This window comes from Streptomyces stelliscabiei, assembly GCF_014873495.1.
Lineage (GTDB): Bacteria > Actinomycetota > Actinomycetes > Streptomycetales > Streptomycetaceae > Streptomyces > Streptomyces bottropensis.
On sequence record NZ_JADBGF010000001.1, the window covers coordinates 7,637,962 to 7,655,321 of the forward strand.

Consider the following 17,360-nt stretch of genomic DNA (forward strand, 5'->3'; position numbering starts at 1 on the left):
CTGTCCGGTGACGGACGCGCCGCCGTGACACACGCACCGCTCCGTCGCGCGAGCACCGGCCGCCCGCGCTCCGCGCAGGCCCCCTCGTCCTGCGTCGCTCATAGCGCCACCGTGCTCCCGTACGATCGAGGAATGAGCACGCGGATCGCCTTCCTCAAGGGGCACGGGACCGAGAACGACTTCGTGATCGTCCCGGATCCCGAGAACGCCATCGATCTCTCCCCGGCCGCCGTCGCAGCCCTCTGCGACCGCCGCGCGGGCATCGGGGGCGACGGCGTGCTGCACGTCGTACGGTCCGCCGCGCACCCCGAGGCCAAGGATCTGGCGGCCGACGCCGAGTGGTTCATGGACTACCGCAACGGCGACGGGTCCATCGCCGAGATGTGCGGGAACGGCGTCCGCGTCTTCGCCCGCTACCTCCTGCACGCCGGTCATGTCACCGAGGGCGAACTCACCGTCGCCACGCGCGGGGGCGTGAAGAAGGTCCACATCGACAAGGACGGTGACGTCACGGTCGGCATGGGCGGCGCGCGCCTCCCGGAGGGCGACGTCACGGTGAGCGTCGGCGAGCACAGCTGGCCCGCGCGCCACGTGAACATGGGCAACCCGCACGCGGTCGCCTTCGTGGACGACCTCGCGCAGGCGGGCGACCTGCTCTCCCCGCCGCCCTTCAGCCCCGCCTCGGCCTACCCCGACGGCGTCAACGTCGAGTTCGTCGTCGACCGGGGCCCCCGGCACGTGGCGATGCGCGTCCACGAGCGTGGCTCCGGCGAGACGCGCTCCTGCGGCACCGGCGCGTGCGCCGTCGCCGTGGCCGCCGCCCGCAGGGACGGGGCGGACCCCGCCGTCACCGGCGCCCCGGCGACCTACACCGTCGACGTGCCCGGCGGCACGCTGGTGATCACCGAACGACCCGACGGGGAGATCGAGATGACCGGGCCCGCGGTGATCGTCGCCGAGGGCGAGATCGATGCCAAGTGGCTGGAAACAGTGGCGCGTTGAGGTGTGGTAGGGCTTGAATCGGCGGCGTCCGGAGGGTGGACGTCGTCAACATCCAAGCCCGCCGTGCGTCCAGAGGTGCGAATCCATGGTGCACTCCGGGTGGGGTGGCTCGAAACCGCAAACCGTGGAGTCTTCCCTCTAATGGGTGATCCGTTTCACGCTCGGCGAGAGGCGGTCGGACGGGCGTGATGGGCTCGGTAGCATCAAGCACCGGCACGGACGGGGGAACGACACGATCCCCTGAGCCGCCGCACGCCATGGGGCACCCGTCCGCCGGTCCACGCAGCCGGAGGTGCCCATGAGCGCGGAGGCCACGAACCCCGCCGTATCGCCCGCCCCTGCGCCGCCACCAGCGCACCGCAGGAAGGGCCGACCTCGTATCGACCTGCGCCGTCTGGGCCGCGCCGCACTCCTGGGCCCGACGACACGCGACCGGTTGCCCGACGCGATCGGCCATGTCGCCGACGCGCACCGCGCCCACCACCCCGACGCCGACCTCGAACCGCTGCGCCGGGCGTACGTCCTCGCCGAGTCCTCGCACCGCGGTCAGATGCGCAAGAGCGGTGAGCCGTACATCACCCACCCCCTCGCCGTGACCCTGATCCTCGCCGAACTGGGCGCGGAGACCACGACCCTGACGGCCTCTCTGCTCCACGACACCGTCGAGGACACGGATGTGACCCTCGATCAGGTGCGCGAGGAGTTCGGCGAGGAGGTGCGGTACATCGTCGACGGCGTCACCAAGCTGGAGAAGGTGGACTACGGAGCCGCCGCCGAGCCCGAGACCTTCCGCAAGATGCTCGTCGCCACCGGCAACGACGTCCGGGTGATGTCGATCAAACTCGCCGACCGGCTGCACAACATGCGCACCCTCGGCGTGATGCGCCCCGAGAAGCAGGAACGCATCGCCAAGGTCACCAAGGACGTCCTGATCCCGCTCGCCGAACGGCTCGGCGTCCAGGCGCTCAAGACCGAGCTGGAGGACCTCGTCTTCGCGATCCTCCACCCCGAGGAGTACGCGCACACCCGCGAACTCATCACGGAGAACGCGGCGCGCGAGAGCGACCCGCTCGCGGAGATCTCCGACGAGGTGCGCGGGGTCCTGCGCGAGGCCGGTATCCAGGCCGAAGTGCTCATAAGGCCACGCCACTTCGTCTCACTGCACCGGGTCTCGCGAAAGCGCGGACAGCTGCGCGGCTCCGACTTCGGCCGGCTCCTGGTCCTCGTCAACGAGGACGCCGACTGCTACGCGGTCCTCGGCGAACTGCACACCTGTCTGACGCCCGTGGTCTCGGAGTTCAAGGACTTCATCGCCGTACCGAAGTTCAACCTCTACCAGTCGCTGCACACCGCCGTCGCCCGCGCCGACGGCCAGGTCGCCGAAGTCCTCATCCGCACCCATCAGATGCACAAGGTCGCCGAGGCCGGCGTCATCGCGCTGGGCAATCCCTACGCCGCTCCCGCGGAGGAGCAGACCGACGGGGAGGGCGAGCGCATCGACCCCACCCGCCCCGGCTGGCTCTCCCGGCTCCTCGACTGGCAGGAGGCGGCACCGGACGCGGACATGTTCTGGTCCACCCTGCGCGAGGACCTCGCCCAGGACCGCGAGATCACCGTCTTCCGGCCCGACGGGGGCACGTTGGGGCTCCCCGAGGGCGCCAGTTGCGTGGACGCGGCGTACGCGCAGTACGGCGAGGACGCGCACGCCTGCATCGGCGCCCGCGTCAACGGCCGCCTGGTGCGACTGAGCACGGTCCTGAAGGACGGCGACACCGTCCAGCTCCTCATGGGCCAGGACCCGGCCTCCGAGCCCTCCAGGGAGTGGCTGGAGCACGCCCACACGCCCGGCGCGCGCATCGCCATCCAGCGCTGGCTCGCCACCCATCCCGCCCCCGCCACCGAGGAGGGGCATGAGGAGCGCGACGACGCGCGCAAGGACGGGACACCCGCCCTGCGCCCCGCCATCGACGAGCCCGCCGCCACCTCCGACACCGTCGGTGCCGTGGTCGTCGTCGACAGGCCCGGGGCGACGGTACGTCTCGCCGGCTGCTGTACGCCCGTACCGCCCGACGAGGTCACCGGCTTCGCCGTCCGCGGGGGAGTGGTGACCGTGCACCGCGTCGCCTGCCCCGCCGTCACGCGCATGAAGAACCTCGGGCGCCCGGAGATCGAGGTGCACTGGGGGGACACCACCGAGTTCCGGGTCACCCTCGTCGCCGAGTCCTTCCAGCGGCCCCACCTGCTCGCCGACCTCACCGAGGCCATCGCCCTGGAGGGCGTCGCCATCGTCTCCGCCACCGTCGAGCCGCCGACCCAGCAGCGCGTCCGCCACACCTACACGCTCCAACTCCCGGACGCCGCCCACCTCCCCGACCTGATGCGGGCCATGCGGAACGTACCCGGCGTGTACGACGTGGGCCGGGCCCAGCACCAGGCGGCGGCCGACCAGTGACCACCGCGCGGGCAGGTTCCGACCCCCGAGAGTGAAGGCGGCCCGGCCGACGGCCGGCCGCTCGTTCGGGTGGGACCGCTGCGCGTCGGCCGCGCACGGTGCGGGCGCGCTGGTAGCGGTGGTCCATGCCGCTCATCCCACGCTCCAGGAGCCGCCGCGTCCAGGCCGCGCTGCTCGCCTCCGCCGTCTCCGTCTGCCTGATCGCCGCGAGCGCCCCCTCACCCGCCGTGCCCCTCGGCGTCGGCGACCGCCTCTTCCCGCACCTCGGCAACCCCGGATACGACGTGCGGTCGTACGACCTCTCCTTCAGCTACCCCGGCAGCAACCGCGAGCCGCTCACGGCCGTCACCACCATCGACGCCCGGACGACCTCCCGTCTGGAGCGGGTCAACCTCGACTTCTCGCACGGCAAGGTCGGCTCCGTCGAGGTCGACGGGGAACCCGCCGCCTTCACCAGCGCGGGCGAGGATCTGGTGATCACACCCCCGGAGCCGCTCCCCGAGGGCAGCCGCACCCGCATCACCGTGCGGCACACCAGCGACCCCGTGTACACGGGGAGCGAGGAGGGCGGCTGGCTGCGGACCGCCGACGGGCTCGCGATGGCCAACCAGGCCGACGCGGCGCATGTGGTGTTCCCGTGCAACGACCATCCCTCCGACAAGGCCATGTTCACCGTCCGCGTCACCGTGCCCGACGGCTACACGGCCGTCTCCAACGGCCTCGCCACCGGCACGGACCGCGCCGCCGGAACCACCACCTGGACCTACCGCACCCAGCACCCCATGGCCACCGAACTGGCCCAGGTCTCCATCGGCCGCTCCGCGGTCCTGCGCCGGACCGGACCGCACGGCCTGCCCGTGCGCGACGTCGTCCCCGCGAAGGACCGCGAGAAGCTCGAACCGTGGCTCGGGAAGACCCCCGCCCAGATCGAGTGGATGGAGGAGAGGGTCGGCCCGTACCCCTTCGAGACGTACGGCGTGCTGATCGCCGAGGCCCAGACCGGGTTCGAGCTGGAGACACAGACCCTCTCCCTCTTCGAGCGCGAGCTGTTCGTCCGGCCCGAGTACCCGAAGTGGTACGTCGAGTCGATCATGGTGCATGAGCTGGCCCACCAGTGGTTCGGCAACAGCGTCAGCCCCCGCACCTGGTCCGACCTGTGGCTCAACGAGGGACACGCCACCTGGTACGAGGCCCTGTACGCCGAGGAGGTCGCGGGCCGGACGCTGGAGGCGCGGATGAAGGCCGCGTACGGCGCCTCCGACCGCTGGCGGACCGCCGGGGGCCCGCCCGCCGCACCCAAGGAGGCCAAGGACGGCCAGAAGATCGGCATCTTCCGGGCCAACGTCTACGACGGGGCCGCGCTCTTCCTCTACGCCCTGCGCCAGGAGATCGGCGCCCCCGCCTTCGACCGGCTGCAGCGGGCCTGGGTCACCGTCCACCGGGACGGTGTCGCCTCGACCGCCGACTTCCGGGACCTCGCCTCCGTGATCGCCGGACGCGACCTGGGCGCGTTCTTCCACGCCTGGCTGTACGAGGTGCGGACGCCGCCGATGCCGGGCCACCCCGACTGGAAGTCGACCCCGGCGCAGGCGGCGCCGGCGAAGCGGTAGCCGGGTTGCGCCGGGGTGTGACCCCGCTGCGGACGGGAATAACCCGGATGACGAGACGGGGCGTACCGTGCGACCATCTTCGGGTCGGCGACGGGGGGAATCTCCCGGAAGCCCCGGGCGTTGTCACACTTGACAGGTCGCGATCCGTTTTCGTGATCCTCGCCCTTCGGTATCCCTATCGACGTAAGGACCCAATGACCTCCTCTTCTTCCCCTTCCCAGGCCGCACAGAGCGCCTTCGCGCAGAACAACCCCGAGAACCTTCGGGCCGATGCCCTGATGGAAGAGGACGTCGCCTGGAGCTTCGAGATCGACGGAGAGCGGGACGGTGACCAGTTCGACCGCTCCGACCGTGCGGCTCTGCGCCGTGTCGCGGGCCTCTCCACCGAACTCGAGGACGTCACCGAGGTCGAGTACCGCCAGCTCCGCCTGGAGCGCGTCGTGCTCGTCGGTGTCTGGACCACGGGAACCGTGCGGGACGCGGAGAACTCGCTGGCCGAGCTGGCCGCCCTCGCGGAGACCGCGGGCGCGCTCGTGCTCGACGGCGTGATCCAGCGCCGCGACAAGCCGGACGCGGCCACCTACATCGGCTCCGGCAAGGCCAACGAGCTGCGGGACGTCGTCCTCGACTCGGGCGCGGACACCGTCATCTGCGACGGTGAACTGAGCCCCGGCCAGCTCATCCATCTCGAAGACGTCGTCAAGGTCAAGGTCATCGACCGTACGGCCCTGATCCTCGACATCTTCGCCCAGCACGCCAAGTCCCGTGAGGGCAAGGCGCAGGTCGCACTCGCGCAGATGCAGTACATGCTGCCGAGGCTCCGCGGCTGGGGTCAGTCACTGTCCCGTCAGATGGGCGGTGGCAAGGGCGGTGGCCTCGCCACCCGCGGTCCCGGTGAGACCAAGATCGAGACGGACCGGCGGCGGATCCGCGAGAAGATGGCGAAGATGCGCCGGGAGATCGCGGAGATGAAGACCGGCCGCGAGATCAAGCGTCAGGAGCGCCGCCGGAACAAGGTGCCCTCGGTCGCCATCGCCGGCTACACCAACGCCGGCAAGTCCTCCCTGCTCAACCGCCTCACGGGCGCGGGTGTGCTGGTGGAGAACGCCCTGTTCGCGACCCTCGACCCGACCGTGCGCCGGGCCGAGACCCCGAGCGGGCGGCTGTACACGCTGGCGGACACCGTCGGCTTCGTACGCCACCTGCCGCACCACCTCGTCGAGGCGTTCCGCTCCACGATGGAGGAGGTCGGTGACGCCGACCTGATCCTGCACGTGGTCGACGGCTCGCACCCCGCCCCGGAGGAGCAGCTGGCCGCCGTGCGCGAGGTCATCCGTGACGTGGGCGCGACCAAGGTCCCCGAGATCGTGGTGATCAACAAGGCGGACGCGGCCGACCCGCTGACGCTGCAGCGGCTGCTGCGGGTCGAGAAGCGCTCCATCGCGGTCTCGGCCCGTTCCGGCCAGGGCATCGCGGAACTCCTCGCCCTGATCGACAACGAGCTGCCGCGTCCCTCGGTCGAGATCGAGGCGCTCGTGCCGTACACCCACGGCAAGCTCGTCGCCCGCGCCCACACCGAGGGCGAGGTGATCTCCGAGGAGCACACCCCGGAGGGCACCCTGCTCAAGGCCCGGGTGCACGAGGAGCTGGCGGCCGACTTGGCGCCGTACGTCCCGGCGGCGACGCTTTGATGGCCTGAGGGCCGATCGTTCGCCTGCGGGTGTTCGAGTGCGGGGGCGTCGCTTACCGGCCCGCAGGCCTGGTCTTTCAGGGGCGCGGGGAACCGCGCGAGTAGCCCCACCGGACCCGCACCCGCAAACGCGACCCGAAGGCCCGTCCCCCTCCGCGGAGGGGGACGGGCCTTCGGGTCGCGAGCGTGACGCTGTCGTCAGCGCCTGCCCGGTGTCACCGCGCGAACTTGTCGCTCACCGACTGGTACACACCCTCGGCCTCCTTGCCCAGCCGCGGTCCCGCCAGCCAGCCGGCGCTCGCCGGACCGATGGAGGTGTTGGACACCAGCGCGGGCTGCCCGTCCGAACCGGTCGCCACCCAGCCGCCGCCGGACGAACCGCCGGTCATGGAGCAGCCGATGCGGTACATCGTCGGGTCGGACTCGACGAGCGAGAACCGGCCGGGCTTGTCCTGGCACTGGTACATCGTCTCGCCGTCGTACGGAGCCCCGGCCGGGTACCCCGTCGCCGTGATGCTCTTCACCTGCGGCACGGCAGGCGCGTCGAAGTCCACCGGCAGGGCCGAACCGACCATCTCCTCCAGCGACTTGCCCCCGCTGCCCTCCTCCGGCGTCACATGGATCACCGCGAAGTCGTACGGCGCACCGTCACCGCCCGTCTGACCGCCCTGCTCGATCCACTGGTCCGAGGTCTGCGCCCAGTCACCCCACCAGACGCCGTACGGAGCGACCTCCTCCTTGGTGGCGGTCGGCAGCTCCGACGCCGACCTGCCACTGTCGTTGTACGAGGGCACGAAGGCGATGTTGCGGTACCAGCCGCCCGCCTTGCCGGCGTGCACGCAGTGGCCGGCCGTCCACACCATGTTGGACTTGCCCGGGTTGGCCGGATCCTGGACCACGGTCGCCGAGCAGACCATGGTGCCTTCGGGCGCGTCGAAGAACACCTTGCCCGCCTCGGGGACGTTCGCGTGGTACTTCGCCGACACCGCCGTGGCGTCGACGGGCCGTGGCGTCGGGTCGGTCACGCCCTGGTCACCGGTGAGGTCGCTCTCGTCGACCTCCTTCTCCGGCTCCTCGGCGTCCCGCATCCGATCCGGGTCCCACAGGTCCTCGATGATCGGGTTGACGTAGTCCTCGGCCTCGCGCAGCCAGTCGTCCTTGTCCCAGTTCTTCCAGGCACCGCCCCGCCACTTGTCGAGATCGATCCCGTGTTCCTTGAGCTTGTCCTTGATGTCGTCCGGAATCCGGATCTTGCCGTCGCCCGCGCTGCCGCTGTCCTGCGCGGATGCCGACGCGTCGGCGTTGGCCGTGGTGTCACCCGAACCGCACGCGGTGGCGGTCAACGACAGAACCGTGGCAAGGCCGACCGCGGCCACGACGGGGGAGGTTCTGCGGCGCGTGCTCCTCCCGCGACGAGCGGTGAAGAGCGGTCGTATGGGTCGCATGGTCTGAACTCCCCCTGGGGCGTGTGAGAACTCTGTGCTGCCGAAGCGGATCGCGCACGGTCATCCGCGCGCCACCGCCTCCTTGTACGTAAGCGACACGGCATCGCGCGGCTCCGTACCTCGGTTTCTTCGTACGTAGTCGTCCTACGAGGACGTCCCACGCGGTCGTCCTACGTGATCGCCGTACGCGGTAGCCGTACGCGCGACTTGCCACGCATCACGCCGAGCCGCGTCCTGCGGAACGGCACCACACACTATGCGGTCGTTGTGGGGGACATCCGATGGAACGGCAACGGTTCCGTCACGGCAAGGATCTTCGTCCCACCCGCTTCCCCGTGCGAGTCCCGTCGTTGGTAGGTGCGGGGGACCCGCCGGTGCTCGGTGCCCCCTGCCAACTCGCCTTCGGACAGCGGGAGGAAGTGCAGTCGTGGCGGTGACCGAGTCTGCGGTGGCGCCGGTGGGACGTGAGCCCGAGCGCGCGTGTTCGGGACACGAGGACGAACGGGCGCGCACACGACGGGAACACGACGGCGCGCGCTCGGCGCACGAGGGAATCCTGCGGCGGCATGCCGCCCGCGAGTCGGGAGCGCGCACCTACGCACGCGCCCTGCCCATCGTGCCCGCGCGCGCACGCGGGCTGACCATCGAGGGCGCCGACGGCCGCCGCTACCTCGACTGTCTGTCCGGCGCGGGCACCCTCGCCCTCGGCCACAACCACCCGGTCGTCCTCGAAGCCATCCGGAAGGTGCTCGACTCGGGCGCCCCGCTGCACGTCCTCGACCTGGCCACTCCGGTCAAGGACGCCTTCACCACCGAGCTGTTCCGTACCCTTCCCCCGGGGCTCGCGGACCGCGCCCGTGTCCAGTTCTGCGGACCCGCCGGCACGGACGCGGTCGAGGCGGCCTTCACTCGCGTCCGGGCGGCGACCGGACGCACGGGGATGCTCGCCTTCGCCGGTGCCCACCACGGCGCGACCGCCGAGGCACTGGAAGTGTCCGGAGGCGTCCACGACGCACGCGTGACACGTCTGCCCTACCCCCAGGACTACCGCTGTCCCTTCGGTGTCGGCGGTGAACGCGGTGCCGAACTCGCCGCCCGCTGGACCGAGTCGGTTCTCGACGACGTCATCTCCGGCGTACCGCGGCCCGCGGGCATGATCCTCGAACCGGTGCAGGGTGAGGGCGGCGTCAACCCGGCGCCGGACGACTGGCTTCGTCGGATGCGTGAGATCACCGCCGCGCGCTCGATCCCGCTGATCGCCGACGAGATCCACACCGGTGTGGGCCGCACCGGCCGGTTCTGGGCCGTCGAGCACAGCGGCGTCGTCCCCGATGTGATGGTCCTGTCCAAGGCCATCGGCGGCAGCCTCCCGCTGGCCGTCGTGGTCTACCGCGACGACCTCGACGTCTGGCGACCGGGCGCCCACACGGACACCTTCCGCGGCAACCAGCTGGCCATGGCCGCCGGCACCGCCACCCTCGCCCACGTCCGGGAGAACGGCCTCGCCGCACGTGCCGAATCCCTGGGCGCCCGCATGCTCACCCAACTCCGTGGCCTCGCGCACCACTTCGCCTGCGTCGGCGATGTACGAGGACGGGGGCTGATGCTCGGCATCGAGATGGTCACCCCGGGAGCGCCCTCTCCCTCCGGCGACCCGGGCCCGCCCCCGCCCGCCCCCAGCCTCGCCATCGCGGTCCAGCGCGAGTGTCTTCGCCGTGGCCTGATCGTCGAACTCGGCGGCCGCCACGCCGGCGTCGTCCGCCTCCTCCCGCCTCTCACGATCACCGACGAACAGGCGAACGCCGTCCTCGATCGCCTGACCGACGCGATCGTCTCGGTAGCGGCCGCCGCCGAGGCCCGCCTCCCGGTGGGCCCGAAGCCCGAGCGAACCGGAGGCCCCGGAGACCCGCCCGGCGGCTGAGCACCGAGACCACGCGCCACTCCGCCCGATACGACCCCACTTCGCCCGCGAACCAGCCACACACCCCAGGCACCGGCCCACCCGGCCACCACCCCGAGACTCCGCCGAACGAGCCCCCGAAACACCATCGCCTCGCCTCCCTCCACAGCCCCGTCGCCCGCACCACCTTCCACCTCCGCACAAGCACCCGGCCCCGCTCGACCGCACCCGCCCGCGACTGCCCTCCCGCACGAGCAACCCCAGGAACCGCCTTGAAGCCGCCGCCCGCCCCCGAGGCCCGCACCCACGACCACGACACGAACAACCGCACTCCCCTCACCCCTGGCCAGCCAGGCGACGAGCAGTGGCCCGCCCATCTGGAAACGAGGTCCGGCCAGGCCGGACCGGGGTTCGGGCAGGTTGAGCCGAAGTCCGACCTCGCCGCCCTGGGCTCCGGCCAGACCACCGTGGGCTTCGGCACGGCCGCCCCCGGCGCGGGCTCGGTCGCCCCGGCGCACGGCCAGGCTCACCGGGGGGCCGGTCCGCCGGTCGGGCAGCGGCTCAGGCAGCCTGAACCGGGATCCGGCCCCGCCGAGCCTCCGCCCGGCCAGGCCGGACCAACGCCCTGCCGCACCGAGCCGGAACCCTGGCGGGACGAGCCGCTTCCGTACCCCGTGACTCCGGTCCCTCGCCAAGCGGCGCCCACTCGCACACCGGTCCCACCACGTGATGAGCTGCTTCAGCCGGCGCCCGGCCAGGCCGACGAAGCCCGCACCACCGAGCCGCCGGACAGCCGCCTCACCGACCCTCTGCTCCACCCCGACCCACACACCGCGGCCCAAGCCGCAGCGATCGAGAATCTCCTGCGCTGCTGGGTACGCGAGCAGAACCTCACCTCCCCCCACGACGGCACCCTCCGCATTCCCCTCCCCACAAGCGCCACGGCGCTCCTCGCCCCCGTGCACTACTGGTCCCTCAGCGGCTGGCACCGCTTCGGTCGGCCACGCCTCGCCGGCACCCCCGAGAGCGCACCCCCTCTCGACGCGGCGAAAGTGGCGGCCCTGCTGGTCGATGAGGCGACTGCGCGAGGCTCGCTCAGGACGGACACGCGCGAGCCCCGACCCACAGCAACGCACGCCCCCACCACGCCCCCACGCCCCCCAGGCGGCCCGGAGAGCACCGATCCGCTCACCCGGCTCCACCATCCACACCGGCCCTCCCACCGGCCCGTCCCCGTCGACCGGCCCGTCCCCGTCGACCGGCCCGTCCCCGTCGACCAGCCCGACCCGCTGGACCAGCCCAGCCGATCCGGACAGCTAGACCGGCTCGATCAGCTCGACCCACTCGATCTGGTCGGACGGGTCGCCGACTCCACCCGACGCGTCGCCACGTTCATCGCCGAGCGCCGGGTCGGGCCCACCGACGGTCCGGGCCGATTCCTCGCTGCCGAGCAGGCTCTCGTCCTCGGCCACCCCCTGCATCCGACCCCGAAAAGCCGGGAGGGCCTCTCGGAGCTCGAAGCGCGGCTCTACTCACCGGAGTTGCGTGGCTCCTTTCCTCTGCACTGGCTGGCGATCGCCCCCTGCGTCATGTCGGCCGACTCGGCATGGACCGAGCGCGGTCGTGCTGTCCGCGCCGAACAGCTGACCGCCCGGCTGGCAGGCCCGGGGTTGCCGCTGCCGGAAGGCCATGGCGCCCTGCCCGTGCACCCCTGGCAACTTCGCGAGATCCGCCGCCGCCCGGCCGTCGCCGCTCTGTTCGACGCCGGCCTGCTCAGGGACCTGGGGCCGCACGGCGACCCATGGCACCCCACCTCCTCCGTTCGCACCGTTCACCGCCATCACGCCCCCGCGATGCTGAAGCTCTCGCTGGGCCTGCGCATCACCAACTCCTGTCGCGAGAACCTCCGCAAGGAGCTCCACCGCGGTGTCGAGGTCCACCGCCTGCTCCGCACCGGCCTGACCGCGCAGTGGCAGGCGGCCCACCCCCGGTTCGACATCGTCCGTGACCCGGCGTGGCTGGGCGTCACCGCACCGGACGGCGGCCCTCTGCCCGGCCTGGACGTGTTGGTCCGGCACAACCCGTTCAGCCCGGCGGACGACGTGGCCTGTGTCGCGGGGCTCGTCTCACCGAGGCCGTACGCCCATGCCGAGTCGCGAGCCGCCCACTGCGCGGACCGTCGCAGTACGCAACACGACCACTCCGACGGGCATCAACCGCAGTACCCCGTCAGCACCCTCCGGCAGGGCCCCGACGCCGCTCCGGAAACGCATCTCACCGTCGGGTCGCGACTCGCCGATGTCGTGACCCGCCTCGCCGGGCGCACCGGCCGGCCCCGAGGAGCCGTCGCCGTCGAGTGGTTCCTGCGCTATCTGGAACGGGTCGTGCGCCCCGTGCTGTGGCTGGACGGCGAGGCAGGGATCGCCCTCGAAGCCCACCAGCAGAACACGCTCGTCCTGCTGGACCCGGACGGCTGGCCCATCGGTGGCCGGTACCGCGACAACCAGGGCTACTACTTCCGAGAGTCCCGCCGCGCGGATCTCGCAGCCCGACTGCCCGGCATCGGCGAGCGCAGCGACACCTTCGTCTCCGACGAGGTCGCCGACGAACGGTTCGCCTACTACCTCGGCATCAACAACGTGCTCGGCCTGATCGGTGCGTTCGGCTCGCAGCGCCTCGGGGACGAGCGACTGCTGCTGGCCGCCTTCCGCCGCTTCCTCTCTCACGCGGCCACCGGCCCCGCCCGAATGAACACCACCCTGCCGGCCCAGTTGCTCGACTCACCTGTTCTGCGTTGCAAAGCCAACCTCCTGACCCGCCTGCATGGCCTCGACGAACTCGTCGGCCCCGTCGACAGCCAGTCCGTCTACGTCACCATCGCCAACCCTCTTCATCGCTGACCGGGCCGCGCTGCTGTGCGGCCCCGCTCGGCTTCGTCATCCCGACTCCCTCCAGCCCCGAGGAACATGACCCACCCGATCTCCTGAGAGGAACGTCGCCGTGGCTCCCACCGACGCGAGCACCGACGCGAGCACCGACACCGGCCCAGCCTCGGCCCCGACGTGCAATGAGGACACGCTCGAACTGCGCCTGCCCGACGACTTCCTCGCCCTGCTGTCCGAGGACTGCGGCGCGTGCGGCGGTGAGACAGAACCACCGTGCCAAGGCCCTGGGGCCGACGGCGAACTGCTCGACCACCTCGCCGACTGGGGTCCGGTCGTCACCCCCGCAGGCACCCTGCACCTGGTCCCTGTCCGCCTCGAACGGGAGCTCCCGCTGATCTCCCGTTGGATGAACGACTCGACCGTGGCCTCGTACTGGCAGCTCGCCGGCCCGGAGGACGTGACCGCGGACCACCTCCGCACCCAGCTCTCCGGAGACGGCCGCAGCGTGCCCTGCCTCGGCATGCTGGACGGCACCCCCATGAGCTACTGGGAGATCTACCGGGCAGACCTCGACCCCATCGCACGCCATTACCCCGCCCGTCCCCATGACACCGGGGTCCACCTCCTCATCGGACCCGTGGCCGACCGGGGGCGGGGTCTGGGAGCCATCCTGCTCCGCGCCGTGGCCGATCTCGTCCTCGACAGAAGACCTTCCTGTGCCCGCGTCGTGGCGGAACCCGACCTTCGCAACTTTCCCTCCGTCTCCGCGTTCCTGAGCGCGGGCTTCCGGTTCTCCGCAGAGGTCGACCTGCCCGACAAGCGGGCCGCCCTGATGATCAGAGACCGGCTCCTTCGCGATCTGATGTAGATCGATGTGGATCTCCTGTGGCGCCGTCACATTTGGTACACCGCCCGCGCCTGTCCGGTTCCCGGTCACCGCCGACGAGATCTCCGGCCGCCGGGAATCCGTCCGGCCCGACGAAGAGACAACGGTCTTGATCCCGCACCTCACGTCCCGTGCTTCCGCCTGGATAACCCGTTTGTCAGTGGTGAGCCGTAGGGTGGTCGCGCTATGACGAAGCCCTCACTCCACGAACTCCTGCACGCCGCCGTCGCCGCTGTCGGCGGTATGGAGCGCCCCGGCCAGGTGACCATGGCCGAAGCCGTCGCGGAGGCGATCGACGACGGCTCCCATCTGCTGGTCCAGGCGGGCACCGGTACCGGAAAGTCGCTCGGTTACCTGGTGCCCGCACTCGCGCAGGGAGAGCGCGTCGTCGTGGCGACGGCGACCCTGGCGCTGCAGCGCCAGCTCGTGGAGCGGGACCTGCCGAGAACGGTCGACGCGCTGCATCCGCTGCTGCGCCGCCGCCCCGAGTTCGCGATGCTCAAGGGCCGGTCGAACTACCTGTGCCTGCACCGTCTGAACGAAGGCGTGCCCCAGGACGAGGAGGAAGGCCTCTTCGACCAGTTCGAGGCGGCCGCACCCTCCAGCAGGCTGGGCCAGGACCTGCTGCGACTGCGGGACTGGTCGCAGGAGACCGAGACCGGCGATCGTGACGACCTCACCCCGGGCGTCTCCGACCGGGCGTGGGCGCAGATCTCCGTGTCGTCCCGGGAGTGTCTGGGCGCATCGAAGTGCGCGTACGGCGCCGAGTGCTTCGCCGAGATGGCCCGGGAGCGGGCCAAGCTCGCCGAAGTGGTCGTCACCAATCACGCGCTGCTCGCGATCGACGCCATCGAGGGCGCACCGGTCCTCCCGCAGCACGAGGTGCTGATCGTGGACGAGGCGCACGAACTCGTGTCACGGGTGACCGGCGTGGCGACCGGCGAACTCAGCCCGGGCCAGGTCAACCGCGCTGTGAAGCGGGCGGCGAAGCTCGTCAACGAGAAGGCCGCCGACCAGCTCCAGACCGCCGCCGAGGGATTCGAGAGGGTCATGGAGCTGGCCCTGCCGGGCCGTCTGGAGGAGGTCCCCGAGGATCTGGCCTACGTCCTCATGGCGTTGCGTGACGCCGCCCGTACGGTGATCTCGGCGATCGGCAGCACGCGCGACAAGTCCGTCCAGGACGAGGACGCCGTGCGCAAGCAGGCGCTGGCGGCCGTGGAGAGCGTGCACGACGTGGCGGAGCGGATCAGCAACGGCTCCGAGTGGGACGTCGTCTGGTACGAACGCCATGACCGGTTCGGCGCCTCCCTGCGCGTCGCCCCGATGTCCGTGTCGGGTCTCCTCCGGGAGAAGCTCTTCGCGGACCGTTCGGTCACCCTGACCTCGGCCACGCTCAAGCTGGGCGGCGACTTCAACGGCGTGGGCGCCTCACTGGGTCTGGCGCCGGAGGGCACCGAGGGGGACGACCTTCCGCCGTGGAAGGGAGTGGACGTCGGATCGCCGTTCGACTATCCGAGGCAGGGCATCCTCTACGTCGCCAAGCATCTGTCGCGCCCCGCCCGGGACGGCGACCGGGCGGACATGCTGGACGAGCTCACGGAGCTGATCCAGGCGGCGGGCGGCCGGACCCTCGGTCTGTTCTCCTCGATGCGGGCCGCCCAACTGGCGGCGGAGGAGCTGCGGGTCCGGATCCCCGAGTACCCGATCCTGCTCCAGGGCGAGGAGACGCTCGGCGAGCTGATCAAGGGCTTCGCGGCCGACCCGAAGACCTGTCTCTTCGGCACGCTGTCGCTCTGGCAGGGCGTGGACGTGCCGGGTCCCAGCTGTCAGCTGGTCGTCATGGACAAGATTCCCTTCCCGCGCCCCGACGACCCCCTGATGAGTGCCCGGCAGAAGGCCGTCGAGGAGGCGGGCGGCAACGGCTTCATGGCCGTCGCCGCCACCCACGCGGCCCTGCTGATGGCCCAGGGGGCCGGCCGCCTCGTACGGGCGCAGGGAGACCGCGGCGTGGTCGCCGTGCTGGATCAGCGGCTGGCGACCGCGCGGTACGGCAGCTACCTGAAGGCGTCACTGCCCGACTTCTGGTACACGACGGACCGTAACCAGGTCCGTAGGTCGCTCGCCGCGATCGACAGCGCGGCGAAGGACAGGGAAGCGAAGGTGGAGGCCGAGACGGCGGAGGCATGACGGACGGCCGGCGGTCCGTCCCGAACCATCGGGACGGACCGCCGGCCGTTTCGCGCACACCGTCAGGCCCCGCAGGATGTTCCTCGGCGAGTCCTGGACAGGCCAGGACCCCGGAACCGGCGCAGTGGATTCCGGGGCCCGGATCAGGGGCGGGGACGAGCACGGGGACCGTCCGCCGCTGGGTGTCAGACGCGGCGCAGGACGGCCACCACCTTGCCGAGGATGGTCGCGTCGTCACCCGGGATGGGCTCGTAGGCCGCGTTGTGCGGGAGCAGCCAGACGTGGCCGTCCTCGCGCTTGAAGCGTTTGACCGTGGCCTCGCCGTCCAGCATGGCGGCCACGATGTCGCCGTTCTCGGCGACCGGCTGCCGGCGGACCGTCACCCAGTCCCCGTCACAGATGGCGGCCTCGATCATGGAGTCGCCCACGACCTTGAGGACGAAGAGCTCGCCGTCCCCCACCAACTGGCGGGGGAGCGGGAACACGTCCTCGACGGACTCCTCGGCGAGGATCGGGCCACCGGCGGCGATTCGGCCGACGAGCGGCACGTACGAAGCGGCCGGCTTGCCCGCGGTGTCCGTCGGCTGCGCCGAGGACTGGTCGGAGCCGCGGACCTCGTACGCACGCGGGCGGTGCGGGTCGCGGCGCAGGAAGCCCTTGCGCTCCAGTGCCATCAGCTGGTGTGCCACGGAGGATGTGCTGGACAGGCCGACCGCCTGGCCGATCTCCCGCATCGACGGCGGGTATCCACGCCGTTGCACCGAGTCCCTGATCACCTCGATGACCCGGCGCTGCCGATCGGTGAGCCCGGAGCTGTCCGCCCTGATGCCTGGAGGTCGGCCGGGCAGGGCTCGCTTGGGCCCGTCATGGTTCGTGGCTTCGTTCATCGCATGCACCGGCTCGAGTCGGCTCTGGGAGCGGTCCTGGGCAGTGATGGTGGCACTGTCAGCGGTGGTGGTCACGTCGGCCCCTCTCGATGGTCTCCCGTGCAGCACAACGGTAGTTGCTTTCGAAAGGTTGCGCCAAACACACGTTCGAGTGAAAAACCGTGGATTACCGGACGTGGCCATCTGTCTGGGTGTAGGGCCTGAGCTTCGGCGGACAAAAGTGCTGATTGCTGTACTCTTCACCGCCGGAACGGCGGGCCTTGTGGGCCGCTGTCACCGCTTGGCCCAGTCTGCCACCCGGTACTTCACCGGCCGAGTACCGACCCCTTCCTCCGTGCCGGCGGACCGCGACCGCGTCCGCTCCGCGACGGTGCGGCTGCGCTCCGCGACGGCGCCCGCGTCCGGTACGTGCCTCT

10 protein-coding genes are annotated in these 17,360 nt (G+C 71.3%); 8 read left to right on the plus strand and 2 right to left on the minus strand.

The genetic code is table 11. The annotated features are described in order from the left end of the window. The first annotated feature begins 132 nt into the window (after positions 1-132). From dapF to hflX, 4 genes are all read left to right on the plus strand, one after another. Positions 133-1,002, plus strand: a complete 870-nt coding sequence (dapF, locus tag H4687_RS33870; protein ID WP_046916717.1) for a diaminopimelate epimerase — start codon at positions 133-135, stop codon at positions 1,000-1,002. 298 nt (positions 1,003-1,300) lie between these two features. Continuing rightward, entirely contained in the window at positions 1,301-3,454 is a 2,154-nt protein-coding gene (locus tag H4687_RS33875; protein ID WP_192781748.1) for a RelA/SpoT family protein, read from the plus strand. A gap of 125 nt (positions 3,455-3,579) precedes the next feature. After that, positions 3,580-5,064 (plus strand): M1 family metallopeptidase, encoded by a 1,485-nt coding sequence (locus H4687_RS33880; RefSeq protein WP_046916719.1) that lies wholly within the window; start codon positions 3,580-3,582, stop codon positions 5,062-5,064. A 194-nt stretch (positions 5,065-5,258) separates the two neighbouring features. After that, positions 5,259-6,755 carry a GTPase HflX gene (gene hflX / locus H4687_RS33885; protein ID WP_046916720.1) on the plus strand — a complete coding sequence of 499 codons (1,497 nt, stop codon included), beginning with the start codon at positions 5,259-5,261 and terminating at the stop codon, positions 6,753-6,755. Between the two features lie 214 nt (positions 6,756-6,969). Here hflX and H4687_RS33890 read toward each other — a convergent pair whose 3' ends face one another. Further along, complete coding sequence (locus H4687_RS33890; RefSeq protein WP_097249238.1) at positions 6,970-8,199, minus strand: trypsin-like serine peptidase; 1,230 nt, start codon at positions 8,197-8,199, stop codon at positions 6,970-6,972. A 427-nt stretch (positions 8,200-8,626) separates the two neighbouring features. Here H4687_RS33890 and H4687_RS33895 point away from each other — a divergent pair, with 427 nt between their 5' ends. The 4 genes from H4687_RS33895 to H4687_RS33910 all read left to right on the plus strand — a co-directional run bounded on the left by H4687_RS33895 (position 8,627) and on the right by H4687_RS33910 (position 16,057). Next, on the plus strand, positions 8,627-10,120 hold the full coding sequence (locus tag H4687_RS33895) for a diaminobutyrate--2-oxoglutarate transaminase family protein (RefSeq protein ID WP_050399285.1): 1,494 nt from the start codon (positions 8,627-8,629) through the stop codon (positions 10,118-10,120). Between the two features lie 251 nt (positions 10,121-10,371). Then, complete coding sequence (locus H4687_RS33900; RefSeq protein WP_050399286.1) at positions 10,372-12,999, plus strand: IucA/IucC family protein; 2,628 nt, start codon at positions 10,372-10,374, stop codon at positions 12,997-12,999. A gap of 100 nt (positions 13,000-13,099) precedes the next feature. Then, entirely contained in the window at positions 13,100-13,852 is a 753-nt protein-coding gene (locus H4687_RS33905; RefSeq protein WP_046914587.1) for a GNAT family N-acetyltransferase, read from the plus strand. 204 nt (positions 13,853-14,056) lie between these two features. Next, complete coding sequence (locus H4687_RS33910) at positions 14,057-16,057, plus strand: ATP-dependent DNA helicase (RefSeq protein ID WP_046914588.1); 2,001 nt, start codon at positions 14,057-14,059, stop codon at positions 16,055-16,057. Between the two features lie 185 nt (positions 16,058-16,242). Here H4687_RS33910 and lexA read toward each other — a convergent pair whose 3' ends face one another. Then, positions 16,243-17,019 carry a transcriptional repressor LexA gene (gene lexA / locus H4687_RS33915; RefSeq protein WP_046914589.1) on the minus strand — a complete coding sequence of 259 codons (777 nt, stop codon included), beginning with the start codon at positions 17,017-17,019 and terminating at the stop codon, positions 16,243-16,245. Positions 17,020-17,360: the final 341 nt, after the last annotated feature.